This is a genomic window from Collinsella intestinalis DSM 13280 (genome assembly GCF_000156175.1).
In the GTDB taxonomy this organism is placed as follows: domain Bacteria; phylum Actinomycetota; class Coriobacteriia; order Coriobacteriales; family Coriobacteriaceae; genus Collinsella; species Collinsella intestinalis.
Window position 1 is genome coordinate 1,172,318 of the sequence record NZ_GG692710.1, and the last position, 17,349, is coordinate 1,189,666.

The 17,349-nt window shown below is 61.3% G+C and carries 12 protein-coding genes and 1 tRNA gene; 4 read left to right on the plus strand and 9 right to left on the minus strand.

What is annotated here, in order from left to right; genetic code table 11:
* Nucleotides 1-205 precede the first annotated feature (205 nt).
* Entirely contained in the window at nt 206-580 is a 375-nt protein-coding gene (locus COLINT_RS05370; protein ID WP_006723404.1) for a hypothetical protein, read from the minus strand.
* Between the two features lie 481 nt (nt 581-1,061).
* Nucleotides 1,062-2,120 carry a YeiH family protein gene (locus tag COLINT_RS05375; protein ID WP_006723406.1) on the minus strand — a complete coding sequence of 353 codons (1,059 nt, stop codon included), beginning with the start codon at nt 2,118-2,120 and terminating at the stop codon, nt 1,062-1,064.
* 261 nt (nt 2,121-2,381) lie between these two features.
* On the opposite strand from COLINT_RS05375, the gene COLINT_RS05380 reads away from it, so the two are divergent.
* Entirely contained in the window at nt 2,382-3,320 is a 939-nt protein-coding gene (locus COLINT_RS05380; protein WP_006723407.1) for a LysR family transcriptional regulator, read from the plus strand.
* 98 nt (nt 3,321-3,418) lie between these two features.
* Here the strand turns inward: COLINT_RS05380 and glmS are convergent, their stop codons facing one another.
* Nucleotides 3,419-5,359, minus strand: a complete 1,941-nt coding sequence (gene glmS, locus COLINT_RS05385; RefSeq protein ID WP_006723408.1) for a glutamine--fructose-6-phosphate transaminase (isomerizing) — start codon at nt 5,357-5,359, stop codon at nt 3,419-3,421.
* A 126-nt stretch (nt 5,360-5,485) separates the two neighbouring features.
* On the opposite strand from glmS, the gene COLINT_RS05390 reads away from it, so the two are divergent.
* On the plus strand, nt 5,486-6,580 hold the full coding sequence (locus COLINT_RS05390; protein WP_006723409.1) for a LacI family DNA-binding transcriptional regulator: 1,095 nt from the start codon (nt 5,486-5,488) through the stop codon (nt 6,578-6,580).
* A 481-nt stretch (nt 6,581-7,061) separates the two neighbouring features.
* On the opposite strand, the gene COLINT_RS05395 is transcribed toward COLINT_RS05390, so the two are convergent.
* Entirely contained in the window at nt 7,062-7,745 is a 684-nt protein-coding gene (locus COLINT_RS05395; protein WP_006723411.1) for an HAD family hydrolase, read from the minus strand.
* Nucleotides 7,746-7,919: 174 nt separating this feature from the next.
* Between COLINT_RS05395 and larE the strand changes: the two genes are divergently transcribed.
* Nucleotides 7,920-8,765 (plus strand): ATP-dependent sacrificial sulfur transferase LarE, encoded by an 846-nt coding sequence (gene larE / locus COLINT_RS05400; protein WP_233418349.1) that lies wholly within the window; start codon nt 7,920-7,922, stop codon nt 8,763-8,765.
* Nucleotides 8,766-9,346: 581 nt separating this feature from the next.
* Here the strand turns inward: larE and COLINT_RS05405 are convergent.
* From COLINT_RS05405 to COLINT_RS05420, 5 genes are all read right to left on the minus strand, one after another.
* Nucleotides 9,347-10,813 carry an ATP-binding protein gene (locus COLINT_RS05405; protein ID WP_050750541.1) on the minus strand — a complete coding sequence of 489 codons (1,467 nt, stop codon included), beginning with the start codon at nt 10,811-10,813 and terminating at the stop codon, nt 9,347-9,349.
* A 257-nt stretch (nt 10,814-11,070) separates the two neighbouring features.
* Entirely contained in the window at nt 11,071-13,020 is a 1,950-nt protein-coding gene (locus COLINT_RS05410) for an NAD(P)/FAD-dependent oxidoreductase (RefSeq protein WP_006723416.1), read from the minus strand.
* Nucleotides 13,021-13,236: 216 nt separating this feature from the next.
* Entirely contained in the window at nt 13,237-13,479 is a 243-nt protein-coding gene (locus COLINT_RS08730; RefSeq protein WP_006723417.1) for a hypothetical protein, read from the minus strand.
* A gap of 886 nt (nt 13,480-14,365) precedes the next feature.
* Entirely contained in the window at nt 14,366-16,039 is a 1,674-nt protein-coding gene (locus COLINT_RS05415; protein ID WP_006723419.1) for an RNA-binding domain-containing protein, read from the minus strand.
* A gap of 228 nt (nt 16,040-16,267) precedes the next feature.
* Nucleotides 16,268-16,344: transfer RNA gene (locus COLINT_RS05420), tRNA-Met, on the minus strand.
* A 235-nt stretch (nt 16,345-16,579) separates the two neighbouring features.
* Here COLINT_RS05420 and COLINT_RS08325 point away from each other — a divergent pair.
* Nucleotides 16,580-17,349: THUMP domain-containing class I SAM-dependent RNA methyltransferase (locus COLINT_RS08325; protein ID WP_006723420.1), on the plus strand; the 770-nt coding region annotated here is incomplete at its 3' end.

Here is a 17,349-nt window from a genome sequence, read left to right on the forward strand (position 1 = left end):
GGGCGGCGGGGGCGGGAGAAATGGTCGCGAAACGCCAGGCTGTAGCAGAGCAGCAAATCCCGACCATCCTGGGAGGCCCAACGGGAGGAAGCCCACCAGAAAGAAACCCACCAGAAGGAAGTCCAACGGAAGGAAACCCAACAGAAAAAAGGGGCCGCCGGCGGCGACCCCTGCAGGTGCGATGAATTATTCGCGTGACGTGCGGTTACTCCTCCGCAGGCTCCTCCTCGACGAGCTCCTCAACGGGCTCCTCGGCCTCAACGGGCTCGGTGCCGGGATACACCCAGCCTTCCTGGATGGACTCGAAGAAGGTGGCCTCATCGGTGAGGTCGTGCACGCTCTTGCCATCGAGCCAGGGCAGCTCGACCAGCTCGGGAAGGGTGGTAACGAGTTCGGAGCAGTCGACGAAACGACCCTTTTCGTTCAGCCGCTCGCAGTCCTGCACACGCCAGTACCCGTCCGTGTGGGTGACGTAGTACTCATGCCCATCGACATCCATGAACACGCGCGTCTTTGAGCGGAGGTAGGACAAAAGCCCTTCGAAATCCAGGGAGATCTCCTGATCAGCCTTCATTCCCATGATTGGCTCCTATCTGTCGGGCACCCGGAGCCCTTTGTCCGGGCGCATGCATAACCGATAGTTCCATCTTTCCCGCCTTATACCTATTTTTCGAGCAGAAGTTGGTAGACGGTTAGTTTGTTCGAGCAGCGGCATGCATGACGGCGCGCCTTTCCTGAATAATCCCCTTTATGGTCGAGATTTGCCACCCTGTCGCAGACCGACAAATCACGACCGTTTTAGCCCGTTTTAACATGAAAAAATGGTCGGGAAATGCCAGGCTGTAGCAGCGCGGCAAATCCCGACCATTTCTCAACCAAACAGGACGACACGTTCGGCGTCAAGCGCCTCAACTCGCAACTGCCCCGCAGCTGGACCGGCGCAAATTGTCTCAATCAGTGCCTGTCTCCAATTGAACCGAGAGCGCTCTGCGCGATTGGCGCCGGCTCCAATTGAGCCCGCCCCACCTGAGCCCCCAATTGGGTCGGCAGCGGCGTCCTTGTTACCAAATCCCGAGAACGCTTTGCATGCCGAGGCTCACACAGGCAATGCCAATCCAGCAGCACAAGCCCATGAAGATCGGCTTGCCGCCCGTCTTCACCAGCTTGACGACGTCGGTGTTGAAGCCGATCGCGGCCATCGCCATCACGATGAAGAACTTCGACAGCGTCTTGATGGGCGCAGTCACCGCCACGGGAAGCGCGAACACGGTGGTGATGACGCTCGCCAACACAAAGAACAGGATGAAGAACGGGAAGATCTTCTTGATGTCAAACGTGCCTGCGGCAGCGCCGGCGCCCTCGCCCGCCTCGGCGGCGCGCTTGGCCTGACGGACCTGCCAAAACGCGAGGAACAGCGTGATGGGGATGATCGCAAGCGTGCGGGTGAGCTTGACGATGGTGGCATGATCCAGCGCATTGGAGCCCGGGTGCATGCCGTCCCAGGCAGCTGCGGCGGCGGTAACGGACGACGTGTCGTTCACAGCCGTGCCGGCGAACAGGCCAAAGCCCTCATTGCTCATGCCGAGCATGGCGCCGAGCGAGGGGAAAATCAGCGCAGCAATGATGTTGAAGAGGAAGATGACGCTGATGGCCTGGGCGATCTCCTCGTCGTCCGCATCGATGACCGGCGCAGTGGCGGCAATTGCGGAGCCGCCGCAGATCGAGGAGCCCACACCCACGAGCGTCGAGATCTTCTTGGGGATGTGCAGCGCGCGGCACAGCACGAACGAGATGACCAGCGACGTGGTGATGGTCGAGATGATGATGGGCAGGGAGCTAGCGCCCACCTTGGCGATTTCGCCCAAGTTGAGGCCGAAGCCCAGCAGGATCACCGCGTACTGCAGGATCTTCTTCGACGTGTACTTGATGCCCGCCGAGGTCGCCTCCACCACGTCGGCGCGGTGGCGAAGCACCAGGCCGAGCGCCATGCCGATGAGGATGGCGAAGACCGGCCCGCCGATGACCTCGAACTGCTTACCGAGCAGCCATGCCGGCACCGAGATGACCAATGCGAGCGCGACGCCACGCCACAGGTCCTTGAAATTCTTGAAGAGCTCCATGCATCCAACCTTTCTTCTTATCTACGCTCGCGACGGGGCCTTGGCCGCGCCCACTCCGAGGCGCGGCCGCGCTCGCCCAAGGCACGGCCCATCCCGTTCGGATCGGGGCGCGGTCCGTCCCTGCGCCGCGTGCGATGATTGCCAAAATCATGGTACGACCTTTGGCTATAATGATTTCCATCGTATTGGTTATGCTTGCATCAGTATTTTTTATTACTGTTGCATCTCCTATCACTGCCGTATCGCGCGTTGGGACCACGGATGCTCGATTATCGCACGCACACCTTTTTAGAGGTCTACCGCCAGCGCAGCTTCACGCGCGCCGCGGAGAACCTGCTCATCACGCAACCCGCCGCATCTCAGCACATTCGCCAGATAGAAACCCATTACGGTTGCACGTTGTTCGTCAAAACGGGTCGCGGCATCGAACCGACCGCTGCCGCGGACCTGCTCTACCAGCGGCTCCTCACCATGGAAAACGATGAGGCGCGGCTTGCCATCGAGGCTGGCGCCCTCGCCGCCGAGCCCTCGAACACCCGCGAGGCACCGCTCAGGCTCGGATGCACCAGGACCATCGCCGACTACACCGCACCCAGGCTCATGGCGGCGCACCTCTCGACGCACCCGCAGGCGGAAGTCGCGCTCCTGACGGGCAACACGCGCGAACTGGTGCGCTCGCTCGAGGAGGGAACGATCGACTTCGCCCTGGTAGAAGGATTTTTTGATCGTCAGCGATTCGACTTCGAGACGCTTTCGCGCGAGCGCTATATCGCCGTGGCATCGCCAAAGGAGGCGAAGCGGTGCGCCTTTGACCGGCGAACACGGACAGACGAGGCCGGACGTGCGGCGGCGTCCGTGCGCGACCTCCTCGGCGAGCGCCTCATCCTGCGCGAAGCGGGGTCCGGCACGCGCGAGATTCTCGAGAAGCACCTGGCCGCGCGCGACCTCGCCGTCACGGACTTCGCGGGGATCGTCGAGATCGAGAGCATCCCCACCATCAAGGCGTGCGTACGCGGCGGCGCGGGCATCACGTTCCTATATCGAGTCGCCGTGGAGGAGGAGCTCGCTCGGGGAGAACTCGCGGACATCACGCCCGACGATTTTGCGATCGAGCATGACTTCTGTCTCATCTGGCAACGGGGAAGCCAGTATGCGTCGCGCTATCGTGCCCTCTGCGACGCATGGTGGACCCTGATGTAGCGCCTCGATTCGAAAGTGGTCGGCATCGGGTTGATGCGGGCATCGGGTTGATGCGGGCATCGGGTCGACGCCCGCATCGGGTTGAGGCCGAATCGCAGCTACTCGACGGTCACGCTCTTGGCGAGGTTGCGCGGCTGATCGACATCGCAACCGCGCAGAACGGCGACCTCGCGCGCGAGCAACTGCAACGGCACCGTCGCGGTGATGGGGCTCAGGGCGTCGCGCACCGGCGGCACATATATGACGTGATCGGCCACGCGCGTGATCTCCTCGTCGCCCTCTGTCGCCACCGCGATGATGCAAGCCCCGCGCGCCTCGCATTCCTTGAGATTGCTCACGGTCTTATCGTACGTGGGGCTCTTGGTCGCCACGGCGATGACCGGGAAGCCCCGTTCAATGAGGGCGATCGGCCCGTGTTTCATCTCGCCCGCGGCGTACGCCTCCGCATGCAGGTAGCTGACTTCCTTGAGCTTGAGCGCCCCCTCGCAGGAAATGGCCGAGCCCATACCGCGTCCCACGAAGAGTGCCGAGCGCGCCTCCCTGCACGCCAGGGCGGCCTCGTGAACCGCTGCCCGCTGCGTATCCAGAATGTGCTGGATCTGCTCGGCCGTATCGCCGAGCTCGCGAAAGAGCATGCGGATCTGCCCCGTTGTGAGCTTTCCCTTCGTCTGGGCAAGCAGCAGGGCGAGCAGCGTCAAACTCACCACCTGCCCCGTGAAGCTCTTGGTCGAGGCGACCGCGATCTCTTTGTTCGCCTTGGTGTAAATGACGCCATCGCTCTCGCGCGCCACGGGGGAACCGACCACGTTGGTGATGCCGAAGACCTTGGCTCCCTTGATGCGGGCGTCGCGAATCGCCGCCAGGGTGTCCGCCGTCTCCCCAGACTGCGACACGGCAACCACCAGCGTGCTCGGCGTGATGATGGGGTTGCGGTATCTGAACTCGCTCGCCGCCTCGACCGCGCACGGGATGCGGGCCCAGCCCTCGATGAGGTTCTTCGCGATGAGGCCGGCATGGTAGCTCGTTCCACATGCGATCACGTACACGCGGTCGACCAGGCTGAGCTCCTCAGGCGTGAGGCCGAGCTCATCGATGTCGAGCTCGCCCGAGGAAGCCAGACGCCCCACCAGCGTGTCGCGGACCACGCGGGGCTGCTCGCAGATCTCCTTCATCATGAAATCCGGGTAGCCGCCCTTCTCGGCCGTATCGACATCCCAATCGACGTGCGTGACCGCGGGCTCGATGGCGCGGCCTTGCGCATCGGTGTAGGTGATGCCCTCCGGCGAAAGACGGGCGAACTGGCCGTCCTCCAGCACCACAACGTCGCGCGTGGCGTCGATGAGCGTAATGACATCCGATGCGACGTAGCTTCCCCGCTCCCCGCGGCCAACGACGATCGGGCTGTCCTTGCGCGCGACGGCGATCACACCCGGCTCATCGGCGCACACCGCCGCCAGCCCGTACGCGCCCACCACGTGCGTGCAGGCCTCGCGAACTGCGGCCATGAGATCGCCCGCAGTCTTCGCAGGGCCGCCGGCGCTATTCGGCGCCCCCTGATAGGCCTCCTCGATGAGATGCGCGAACACCTCGGTATCCGTCTCGCTCTTGAACACGTGCCCGCGCTCCTCCAACGATGCGCGGAGCTCGGCGAAATTCTCGATGATGCCGTTGTGGACCACCGCGATGCGCCCGTCGCAGCTCACGTGGGGATGGGCGTTCTCCACCGTGGGGCGCCCGTGGGTCGCCCAGCGCGTATGGCCGATCCCGCACGTCGCGAGCCGTGCGACCGTGCAGCGGCCCGGCGTTGCGAGCTCGTCCTCAAGACCGGCGACCTTGCCCGCGCAGCGGATGATGTCGAGCGCCGCACGGCCGTCCCGCGCGTCGGCGGCGCCTGCGGCATCTGCGGCGCCGGCAGCACACGGCGCTTCCACGAGGGCAAGGCCCGCGGAATCATATCCGCGGTACTCGAGACGCTTGAGCCCTGCCACGAGAAGCTCCGCCGCAGCGTCGACTCCGGTGTATCCAACGATTCCGCACATAAGGAATCCCTTCGATCGATGAACAACGGCGCCATATTTTAAAGCCGCTATGTTGCGATTCCGTGACAGTGGTATTGATTTTTTAAGACCACACATATCGGGATTGAAGCGATACAATTTAGGGCGATGCCGCACGTCTTTCAGGAGCAGGCCATGCCTCGTCACACCACTGCCACCATCACCGACGTCGCCCGTGAGGCGGGCGTCGCGCTCGGAAGCGTCTCCAACGCGTTCAACCATCCCGACAAGGTGCGCCCCGAGACGCTCAAACGCATCCGCGAGGCGGCCGACCGGCTCGGCTACGCACCCAACCAAAGCGCGCGCATGCTCGCCGGCGGCAGAAACCGCCTGTTTGGGCTCATCCTTCCCAATCTCGATCACGGTGTCTCGCTGCAAATCGCCAACGGTGCGAACGCCGAGGCCCGCAAGCACGGATACGGCCTGCTTATCGCCACCGCGCAGACGGACGAGGATGTCGCGCACCGCTACCGCGATTACTTTATTGGCACGCAGACGGCGGGCATCCTCATGCAGCCGCCCGCCAGCACGGACTGGCAGCCCCCCGTGCACCCGCCTCGCATCCCCCTCGCATTCCTCGATATCCAGTGTGACGTCCCGGGTCACTTCGTCGCTGCGGACAACTTCGCCCTCGGCGAACTCCTCGCGCGCCACGCCTTCAAGAGCGGAGCCCGACGCGTCGCAATCATCGGCAAGCCCTCGCTGAACCGCCTCGTCCTGCGCGTCAAAGGCATGAAGCACGCATTCACGACCGAGTCCGACTGCGCGTTCGAGGTGGTGGAAGAGGGCGCCTGGAACTCCGCCCACGACGGTCTCGACCTCGGGCGGCAACTGGCCGAGCGTCCCGAGGACACGCGCCCGGACTTCATCATCGCCCTCACGGACACCCTTGCGACCGGCGTCATCTCCGGCGTCCGGGCAGCGGGCCTGCGCGTCCCGGGCGACATCCGCGTCGCCGGGTGCGACGGCAACCCCCTGGCGTGGACCGGGCCCGTCCCGCTCACGACCGTCGCCCCCATCGGATACGAGATCGGGCGGCGCGGCGTGCGCCAGCTCATCGCTCAGATCGAGGAGGGACCCGAGGACGAGCCCGAGAACCATCAGGAGCTCGTGCGGCCCTTCCTCCTCGCGCGGGCGAGCACCGGCATGAACCGCTCTGACGACTTCGCCGACCCCGACATCGACATCAGCGGGTACCTGTAACACGCTCAGTTTGACCCATCATAAATGCTGCCTCGAGCCGTTCAAAAGGCGTATCGCTGTGGTGATACGCGTCACGCGGGCACATCCCGCGGACGGAATGCGCGGCATGTGCAGCCCCGCATAGACTGGGAGAGAGCACTGGGGCCCGAGCGCGCACGCACTCGGGCCCCACTTCACAAAGCGCCTTTCCTTTTTTTCCTATTTTTTCCTTTTTTTCCTTTTTGTCAATTACCAGGGATGTCGGTCACCGCTCGGCCTTGAAACGCCGGGGCGTACCGAGGGGATGAACATCCCGATCGCCATCGCGTGATGCAGTTCTGCTGGCGCCGCAATCAAGTTCTGCCGCAGTTTTTGCGCGATCCCGAAGTAGGCGAGAAATCGCCAACCTCATTACCCGCGGGTTTTCCGGCGATCGGAAGCACCCTGCTCCCCAAGGCACCCAAAACTGCGGCAGAACTTAAAACCAGACTCCAAACGGGGGCTATGCGCGGCGAGGCGCCGGTGAATCGTTCACAGCGGCGATCGCGGCGGGCAATTCGTGCAGGGTCGGCAGGACCGCAGTGCACATCTCCTCGATTTCGGGCGTGGGCGCCACGATATCGGGAATCATGAACACGCGGGCGCCCGAGGCGTGACCCGAACGCACTCCGTTGTGCGAATCCTCGATAACGGCGCAAAGCGCGGGATCGCAACCGAGACGCCTGGCAGACTCGACGAAGATGTCCGGGGCCGGCTTTCCGTTCTCGATTTCGTCGCCGCACGTTATGGAATCGAAGTACTTCAACATGTCAAAGCGCTCCAGGCGCGGCAACGCGCGCACGCGGGCGGTAGAGGTGGCAATGGCGAGCGGGAGCCCTGCGGCCTTAAGGGCCTCGAGAACCTCGATGGCACCCGGCTTGAGCTCGAGATCGGTCTCAACAAACTTCAGGAACAGCTCAATGTGCAAATCGAACACGCGATTCGCCAAATCGGCGTCGCCACCCAGATACTCGGCCAACATCGCGCGGCATGACTGGGACGGGCGGCCGATGAACGCTCGCACCAGGTCGTCCGGGATCTCGATGCCCATCTCACCCGCCGTCGCGGCCCACGCCTTCTGGCCCACGCGCTCGGAATCGACGAGCGTGCCGTCCATATCGAAAAGTATCGCCTGAATGGTTTTCATCCTTCTCTCCTTGATTCGTTCACCGAGGACACCGCAAACGTGTCGATGCTGTGCTCATCGAGCTGCCGGAACGCCAACGCAACCCTTTGAAATTATTGTACTGGGTCGATGGGTGCGGCCACTCCTATGAACACAAGGTTTGACATGACGATACCAATTTCCAATAACGCGAAAATGCAAGGGCTCATCGAGCTGCTCCGGTCATTCGGAAGTGTCGCCATAGGGTTCTCGGGCGGTGTGGACAGCACCTTCCTCGCGGCAGTCAGCATCCGCGCGTTGCCGCCGGCCGATGTGCACCTTATTCACCTGGACACGCCCTTCGTAGGCACTCCGGAGCGCGAGTCTTTCGAACGCGAACGGGAGAGGTTCGAGCGCGCGGGGGCTCATGTAGTCGCCATCGAGACAGACCCGCTTGCGGACCCTGATGTTGCCGCCAACCCGGCAGACCGTTGCTACCACTGCAAGCGCCTGGGATTCCGGCGCATCGTGGACGCCGCGTGCGAGCTCGGGGTGCGCGTCGTGCTCGAGGGAAGCAACGCCGATGACGCCGGAGACTATCGCCCCGGCACCCGTGCCGTGCGCGAGCTCGACGTGAGGTCGCCCCTTATGGAAACCGGCTGGTGCAAAGACGAGGAGCGTGCTCTCCTGCGCGCCTGGGGATTCGACGTGTGGGACCTCCCCGCCGGCGCCTGCCTGGCGACCCGCATCCCCTGCGGCGAGGCGCTCACCGCCGAGAAGCTGCACGCGGTCCGTATGTGCGAGGACTACCTGCACGGCCTCGGCCTGCGCCAAGTTCGTGTCCGCATTGATGGCGGCATGGCGCGCGTGAGCGTGGGAGCGGGCGAGAATGTGGGCGCCATCGTCGAAGCGAACGGTCACGCGAGCGCACATCCCCATGCGGACAGCAAACCCGGCCGCCTCTCCCCCGCGGCCATACAGGAGCTCCAAGCGCGCGGCTGCGCAGCCGTGGATCCTGTGGTGCGCCCTTATCACCACGGCGAGGGCAACGGAGCCGCATAAGGCACCGGACCAGCGCCGCGCCCCAGCCAATCAACACAACCCCAAACCCATAAAAAGCACCCCACCTCGCTTGAGATGGGGTGCCAGCGTGTCTCAGCGCTCCGCCGTCATGCGATTCCGCTCACACAACATTCGATCCCCCATATCAACAGCAGCCGACAATTGATTCGCTTCGCATAGCCATCCGACAGAAGGTTGGCTTATAAATGTGATAATACTCTATATATATTTTTATGCCACAAATTTGGTCGCCAAATCGACGAACGCTTTCGCCGGCAACCGCAATGGGGTGAAAATAAAAACCGATTTACTCGCATCGCATTCATATCTACCTGCGGAGATTTCAGTCCCATTGGCTTATCCGAGGGGATTGTAAACATACGGACACAATGTAAGGGATCTGTAATAACACCGCTCACCGAAAAGACCCGGAGGCTCAATGCCCCCGGGTCCGTCACGTCGCAGATATGTCGCCGCCCTTACAGCTCGCAAGCCGCCTTGTAACCGGCCTCGATGGCGTCACGCGATATCGAAGTAGTCTCGCGCCCGCCGGGCGTCATGGGCGGATAAGCCATGCCGCCCTACGCCCAATACGGGATATAGCGCCGGTATTTATCTCCGGCATCCTCGTCTTCGTCCTTGATGAGTCCTTCGTCGCAGCATTCCTTGATCAGACGCGAGATCGCAACGGTATCCTTGCGCGAATCGCTCAACCCAAACCGCTCGCGAAGCGATTGATTGCCCATCGAATCATCGCGCGCATACATGAGGCACGCGTGCCAATACACGGCCTCCCTGCGCTCAGCTTTCTTCATGCGCGAATAGGAGTCGCCGGAATACAACGTCACGTTCGTCCCAAGGCCCTCGTCGCTCTCCACCTTGGGGGCGGCCATATGGAATGCCTCACACGACGCAACCACGATATCCCAGCCACTGCCCTGCTCCTCACACAGGTGCATCTGGCGCAGCAAGCCCGCGAGCGCCGAGTTCCTGCTCTTTGGCTGTGCGTTGAGCATGCGCTCTTTTGGAACAAGGGACTCACCGGGGTTTGAAAACACAATCCTGCCGTTAAACACACTTGCCACCGGGGAGGAATGTGTATCCGAAAGATCCTGGTGAATAACCATGTTGGACAAAAGCTCTCGAACCGCGCGTTCTGGATACTCCGCTCGCAAGCGTCTGTAAGCTCCGTCGATCCGCTCACTTTGCGGCAACAGCGTGAGTAGGTGGCGGTTTGCCTGCTCAAGCGCGAGGGCGTATCCCACATCAAACGTGACATCACTCGTTTTGTCGAGCACGTCCTTCCCCGCATAGGAGACAACGCGAATCGGCCGCTTCCTAAGCCCGGCAAACGAACTGAGCGACTTTGCAACCAGCAGTGCGCCAAGATTCAAAATGGAATATCGACCATTATCTTGCTTGCGAATGAGATCCTGCTCCTCGAGAAACGGCAGGGCGTCCTCAAGGGCCGTCGGCCTGCGAAGACCGAGCAGGCCGAAATACGCATCGATGTCCAATTTCGACGGCAGCTCGTCGAGCTCAACGTCTCGCTCCGCAATCTTTAACTCAAAATCCCCCGCCTGCAGGCGCTCCCACAAGCGAGCTTCTTTTGCCGACCCGGGCTGCAGTCGGACCGTGCTGCTTCCCTCGCGGATAAACGGGGCCTTGTCAAAACAGACGGGCTGACCCACTGCGGCATCGATCTCAAGAACGACAAACCTCAGGCCATTGCGCTCTATGCAGCGAAACTCGTAACTGGCGTGCAGCGACAGAAAGAGGCGAAGCCAAATTTGCAGATCCTGATTGCCCTTTCCCTTTGCATGGTAAGGGTCGAACTGTGTGCCGACGAGCGCATGGGTGTCATCCTCAACACCCCAGATCTTATAGGCGCGCGGACGGCCCAGATACGCCGCGACGTTCGCCAGCGCGGAAATATCCCGGCCGATTCTCTCGGGGTCGCTGTTGCCCTCCTTGAATTCAATCCACTCAGTCTCGTTTGGATAACCAATAAGCGAGTAGATAAGTTCCATATCATCCGCTTCGCCCACATCGACCCCCGTTCAGACAATTTGATAACTAGATGATAACTAGAAGGCAACTAAGAGGCAACTAAAAACGTTACACCAGAATCACAAAACCGCAGGTAGATGACGCTGCGGTTTTGCCGCTCACCGCGATTTGTGATTCTGGCGCAACTAGAACACCCAACGAAGGAGCGATATCAATGGGGTCTGAACCCGACTGGACCAAAATCAAGCGGTCTCGCCGCAGGCGCAGCCAGTGTCCCGAGCGAAACGGATGACCCTTACAGCTCGCAAGCCGCCTTGTAACCGGCCTCGATGGCGTCGCGCAGGTTGCCGCACTGCTTTGAATCACCCAGCACGTGACAGGCAAAGCCCGCCCCGGTCAATGCGTCGGCGAGTGCGGTGTTGGGACGGTAGCCCAACGCGATCACCAGGGTGTCGGCGCCCTCGATCACGTGCTCCTCGCCATCCTTCTCGTAGGAGATGGTGTCCTCGGTCACACCCGTGAGCTTGGCCTCGGTGAGCACGTGCACGCCCTTGTCCAGGATGCGGGTCACGAGCACCGCGCGACCGGCACCGACCTCGTTGGCGGCGAGCGTGCGTGTCATCTCGATGAGCGTGACGTCGCGGTTGGACGGCGCAAGGTCGTTGACGAGCGGGGCCAGGTAGTCGGCCGTCTCGCAACCCACGGAGCCGCCGCCTACGATGACGATCTTCTTGCCCGGGAACGCGCGGCCGGCCAGCAGGTCGTCGGCGGTCATGACCTGCTTAAAGCCCGTCATAAAGCCGGGGACGATGGGCTCGGCGCCATAAGCCAGAACCACCTCGTAGCCCGCGAAGTCGCGCTGGATATCCTCGGCCGTGAGCTCCACGCCCATGCGCACGTCCACGCCGGCCTCGGCCAGACGGCTGAACTGGTACTTGATCACGCGCGTGAGCTCCTGCTTCGCAGGCGGAACCGACGCAATGCGCAGCTGGCCGCCGGGCTGGTCCTGCTTATCCACGAGCACCACGTGGTGGCCGCGGCGGGCGGCGATGTAGGCGGCCTCCATGCCGGCGGGACCGGCACCAACGACCAGCACGTCCTTCTTCTCGGCGGCCGGCTCGAAGCCCGCCTCGTCGTGCTCGACGTCCGGGTTGACCGTGCAGGAAATGGGCTTGCCGAACATGATGCCGTTCAGGCAGCGCAGGCAGCCGATGCAGGGGCGGACCTCCTCGGCGCGGCCCGCAGCGGCCTTGTTGCAGAACTCGGCGTCGCACAGGTTGGCGCGGCCCATCATGCAAATGTCGGCGGCACCGTCCTCGATGAGCTCCTCGGCGATCCAAGCCTCGTTGATACGGCCCACGGTGGCAACGGGGATGGTCACGTGCTTCTTGATCTCGCGCGAAAGGTCGGCATGGCTGGCCTGCTTGGTGCCTGCGGCGGGAATCGCGGAGCCGCGCTTGATGGTGGTGCCGCCGGAGACGTGGATCATGTCGACGCCGGCCTTTTCCAGGCGACGGGACACGTAGATCATGTCGTTGAGGGTGAGGCCGCCGTCCGTGTACTCATCACCGGAGATGCGCACGTCAATGATGAAGTCCTTGCCGCAGCGCTCGCGGATCTCGGCGATGACCTCCAGCAGGAAGCGCATGCGCGCGTCCAGGCTGCCGCCGTACTCGTCGGTGCGCTTGTTGTACTGGGGCGAGAGGAAGCCGCCGAGCATGCCGTGGGCGTGCGCCGCGTGGACCTCGACGCCATCGACGCCGGCCTTCTGCATGCGCACGGCCGCATCGCCAAACTGGCGGGTGAGCTCGTGGATCTCGTCGATGGTGATGGGGCGCGGCGCCTCGCGGGCGTAGGACGGGCCCACAAAGGACGGGGCGATGAGGCGCGGCGTGCCGGGCATGTTGAACGCCATGTAAGCGGGGTGGAACAGCTGCGGCATGATCTTGGCACCGTACTGGTGCACGGCGGCGGCGAGCTTCTCCCAGCCGGGGATGAAGGTGTCGTCATAACAGCACATGTCGCCGGGCAGGTAGGTATAGGTGGGCTCGACGGTCACGACCTCGGTAATGATGAGGCCCACGCCGCCCTTGGCGCGCGCCGTGTAATGGTCGACGAGCGCGTCGGTCACATAACCGTGATCGGCAAGGTTGGTGGACACGGGCGGCATGAACACGCGGTTCTTGACCTCCTGTGTGCCGACCTTGATGGGGCTGAACAGCATCGGGTAAGCCTGGGATTCCATGAATCTCCCCCTCTTTCGCAAAGCGAAAACAACAAATGTGCGTTTACTGCCGCAATTACTGTAGCGCAAAAGAGGGAGGACGCAGACGGTCCTCCCTCCTGGATGGTGGGTTTGAACGGCTGCGGCAAACTACCGCACCCGATGCGAGATTGCCCGTGGTTGGTGCGGGATTGACTATGGTCGATGTGGGATTGCCTATGGTTGGTGCGGAATTGCCTATGAAAACCCGCCTTCTCCGTCTTTCAAACGGAAGAAAGCCATAGTCAATCTCAGGGCAATCTCAGGGCGCACCCAATCGACACCCGCAACAACAGACCGCTTGCGGCGATCCCTGCGCTTCATGCCAACGCCGATCGCCGCGGCGCCCGTGACGGGCATGCCCAAGATAAAGTCGGAAAATAGTCGGCTCACAGTCGGAAAGCAACAAAAAAGCTCGCCGACATAGCCGACGAGCTGCAAGTTCTTGGTCGCGGGGGCAGGATTTGAACCTACGACCTCCGGGATACACTTTGAGCCTTATTATATGCACGCGTAACACTATATATAAGTATCATAACAGCAGATTACAAGGCCTTTTAACTTCATCATGTATCACGATGTATCACCATGTTTATGCATTATTCACTTTCATACTTACGACTATACTTACGTTTTTCGGGCACCCGCGGGCTCAGGCATTCGCAGGCCGCACCGAACGCACCCCTTCGACATTCCCCGCGAGCCCCTCGACCCTCTCCATTTTCACTCGGGAGAACAGGCCTGCCGGCGGCAATCGTCAGACGGCGATAGGACTAAAGCTGTGCCTTTCATGGCATTTAGTCCTTTAGACGTGCCAATATCTTTATTTCCAGTCGCTAGATTAGACTGGAATGGCCTTGATTTCTAAATTTAGTCGTATCTGACGACTAAATATCAGCCGCAGCCAGTTGGCAGCAATCTTGCTGAACGCATCGCTTGAAATGGCCTTTCCCGCCCGTAACATCCAAACAGCACCCACGCAGCAAACATACAAGAAGCTCGGGAGCCCTCCGGCTCCCGAGCTGCAAGTTCTTGATAGCGGACAGGATTTGAACCAACGACTCCGGCATGAGCCCGGCGATCCACCATCGGAACCATCAATGCAACAGCGTCGTTTTCCTGTCGCGACATTGTCGCTTTCGCAAAGCGATGTATCGCCCACGCGCCCCAAGCAATATTGCACGCTAGAGAAAGCACCGCCTTGAGCCCGCTCGCCTGAATATGGAATCGAAAGCTTTGCGCACCTACGGCAGAGGCGTTGGCACCCGCGCAAAGCAGTTCTCCGTTTACCAGACTAGATATGCAAACTATTAGTCTATATTCTAGTCTAGTCGACAGGGGCCCACCGCGCGTTTCCCCGTGCGCCGTCGGGTTGAACTCGGTGCTCTTTGCGAAGCTCTTGGAGCAGATAGCTTACGTGCTTCCTCCTCTGCCCCTCGTCCATATCCTCAGGCAGCGCGTGCGAGATTGCAGAGACGATTTCCGCTCGGGTACATGGGCGCGTGCGTAGAAGCTTGACTATGAGCTCCTTGCAGATGCTCGTATCAAGGCCCTTTTGCCTGACATACTCTTCATGCGTGCCGATTATCCCCGCAACCTTCGAAGACAGCGTGAGCTTCGGATAGCGGCCTTCGACAAGGCCCCTGCTGCGGAGCGCCCTAGCCTGCTCACGCGCAATTGGGATTCCCTTCTGAACGAGGTCGAGCATGAACACCGTCTCGAGGTCCATCTCGGCTTCTGAGGCCAGTAGCCGCGTATACGCCTCATCGAGAATCCTGCCATATATTGTGACCGCAACGCGATTCGGCTCCGAAAGGTCGTAGGTCGGCAGAGGCAACATCCTGCCGCGCTGAATCTCATAAACGTTCCTGATGCCTATGGCGTTCTGGTCGATCATCTCCGTGTCGACCATCGCGTCCGCGAGCAAGCGGTTCCGATAGTACGGCGGTTTGTAACCGGGCTCAATCGCTTTCTCGATGGTCCCCGGGATGAAGGAACCCTCGTTTTTGAACACAAGCCGGTCTTCGTATTCCAAGACGTTTATTTTGCCTGAATTCCTGTAGTCCTGATGGGCAACAGCATTGTGCAGCAACTCACGAATAACCTCTGGATCGTACTTGTTGCCGAGGGTGGGAAACAGCGTGACCTGACTGTCGAAATAGCGGTAGCGCTCGTTGCGAATCTTCGCCAACACTTTATCCACCTGAAGGATGAATGGCGGGTCAAAGTGTTCATATGTTTCCACGCGCCCATCGGAGGCATAAAGCGTCCAGGTAATCCGCGGTGCTGCCCCACCAAGAAAGACGGACGACTCAGGACGGCCAAGGAGCACGAGCGCCGCATTCGTGACATGCCCATGGACGAGGAAGCTCATCTTGCTAAGCATTTCCTTTTCGCTGAGCGACTTTATAGCCGGCTGACTCGCAGCGTATTTCTCGATATACCGATCGCAGGCAAACCTGACCGCATCCGGATCGAGGTCGCCGATATTCGCCTCAAAGGAAACCTGCTTTGACCAATCGGGGCGCGATTGGCCCCAAATCGCCTCCAACTTGAAGCGGGGCATCTCCCTGAGGGATTCATTCTCCCGCGACCACGGAACTCCTCGCCACGTTGTCGGAGAGGCGAACTCGCACGGCGGTATCTGAAACGCAACCACGCGTTTCCCCTCCATATCGAGCTCGTAGATTTCTTCGAAAGTCAAACCGTTGTTGAGACAATCCGCCATTTCGTGCTTAAGGCTTCGAAGACCAATGCTAGGCTGACGATCCTCCTTGCGATAGGAAGTACCGCATATCTCTCTTTTATTGGTTATTCCAAATAGGAGCCATCCACATTCTGCGTTTCGAAGGTTCGCCTCATTACTGAGCGCGGAGAAATACTTGCCGAGCTTCTCGAAATCGTAGTTACGCTTCGCCTCTTTGTACTCCACGACTTCTGTTTCCACATCTGCCAGAAGCGAGCGGATAAACGACGGCATCTCCGACAGCGGCCTAATCATCGCGCCTCCATAGACTAGAACATAGACTAATTATCTGTATTCTAGTCTATTGGCGAAGCAAGCGCATATCCGGGCGAATGCCTCGCGGGAAAGCGGCTAAACCTTGAACCCGCTTGTAAACATGGAATCAGGGGATTTGAACGGCCATGACCCTCAACGCCCGAAAGCGCCAGCCAGTACCCATGCAAAAAAGCTCGGGAGCCTTTCGGCTCCCGAGCTGCAAGTTCTTGGTCGCGGGGGCAGGATTTGAACCTACGACCTCCGGGTTATGAGCCCGGCGAGCTACCAGACTGCTCCACCCCGCAATGTCTGGACGCACCGTGTGCGCAAGGAGTTATATTACGCAGGCACCCATGTATCTGCAAGGCCGGCGGCGCCTCTCCACAATTCCATCACGCAAGCCACTCGACGCGCAGACTGCATCGCCGGGCTCATAACCCGGAGGTCGTAGGTTCAGCTCACCCAAAGCCACCAGGCACGCCCGAAGCTGCCATAATGCTAAGGTCAATACATTCACATTGCGCCGACGCTAGGAGACCCATGGCGAACACGTCTCTCACCACGCACGACACACCCCTGCACGAGTTTTACGCGAGCTGCCCCGAGGGCTTCGAGGCTGCACTCGCAGACGAGCTCCGTGGCATGGGACTGCGCCAAGTCCGCCAGCTCAAGGGCCGCGTGGCGTTTGCCGGCTCCCCCACCGACGCCGAGCGCGCATGCCTGTGGTCCCGCCTTGCCAGCCGCATCTTTGTGGTGCTCGGCCGCTTCGCCTGCACCGACGCCGAAGACTTGTACGAAGCAACTCGCTCCATTGCCTGGGAACGCATCCTGCGCGCAGGCGCCACCATCGCCGTGACCGCGCGCGGCACCAATGATGAACTGCGCAATTCCCACTTTGCCGCACTCCGTGTAAAGGACGCGCTATGCGACCGCATGCTCGAGGTCGAGGGCCGTCGCCCCAACGTCGACACGGACGACCCCGACGCGCGCATCTCCCTCACCCTGCGTGGCAACCGCGCGAGCATCCAGCTCGATCTCTCCGGCGACCCGCTGTTCAAGCGCCTTCCGCGCGAGGCCACGCGAACGCACGCCGCGCACGTCCTGCGCCCCGACTACGCGGCGCTCGCCTGCGCCCAGGGCAATTGGCAAGAGATCTGCTCGGCCGCACTCACTAATACTAAAGACGCGATGCGCGATGAGGATACCGCCGCGTCGGCCGACGGCAGCGTTCCGGCCAACGGCAGCGTGCCAGCCGATGGCAGCGCTCTGGCCGGCTCCACCGTCGAGCGCCCCACCCCCACGCTCCCCGT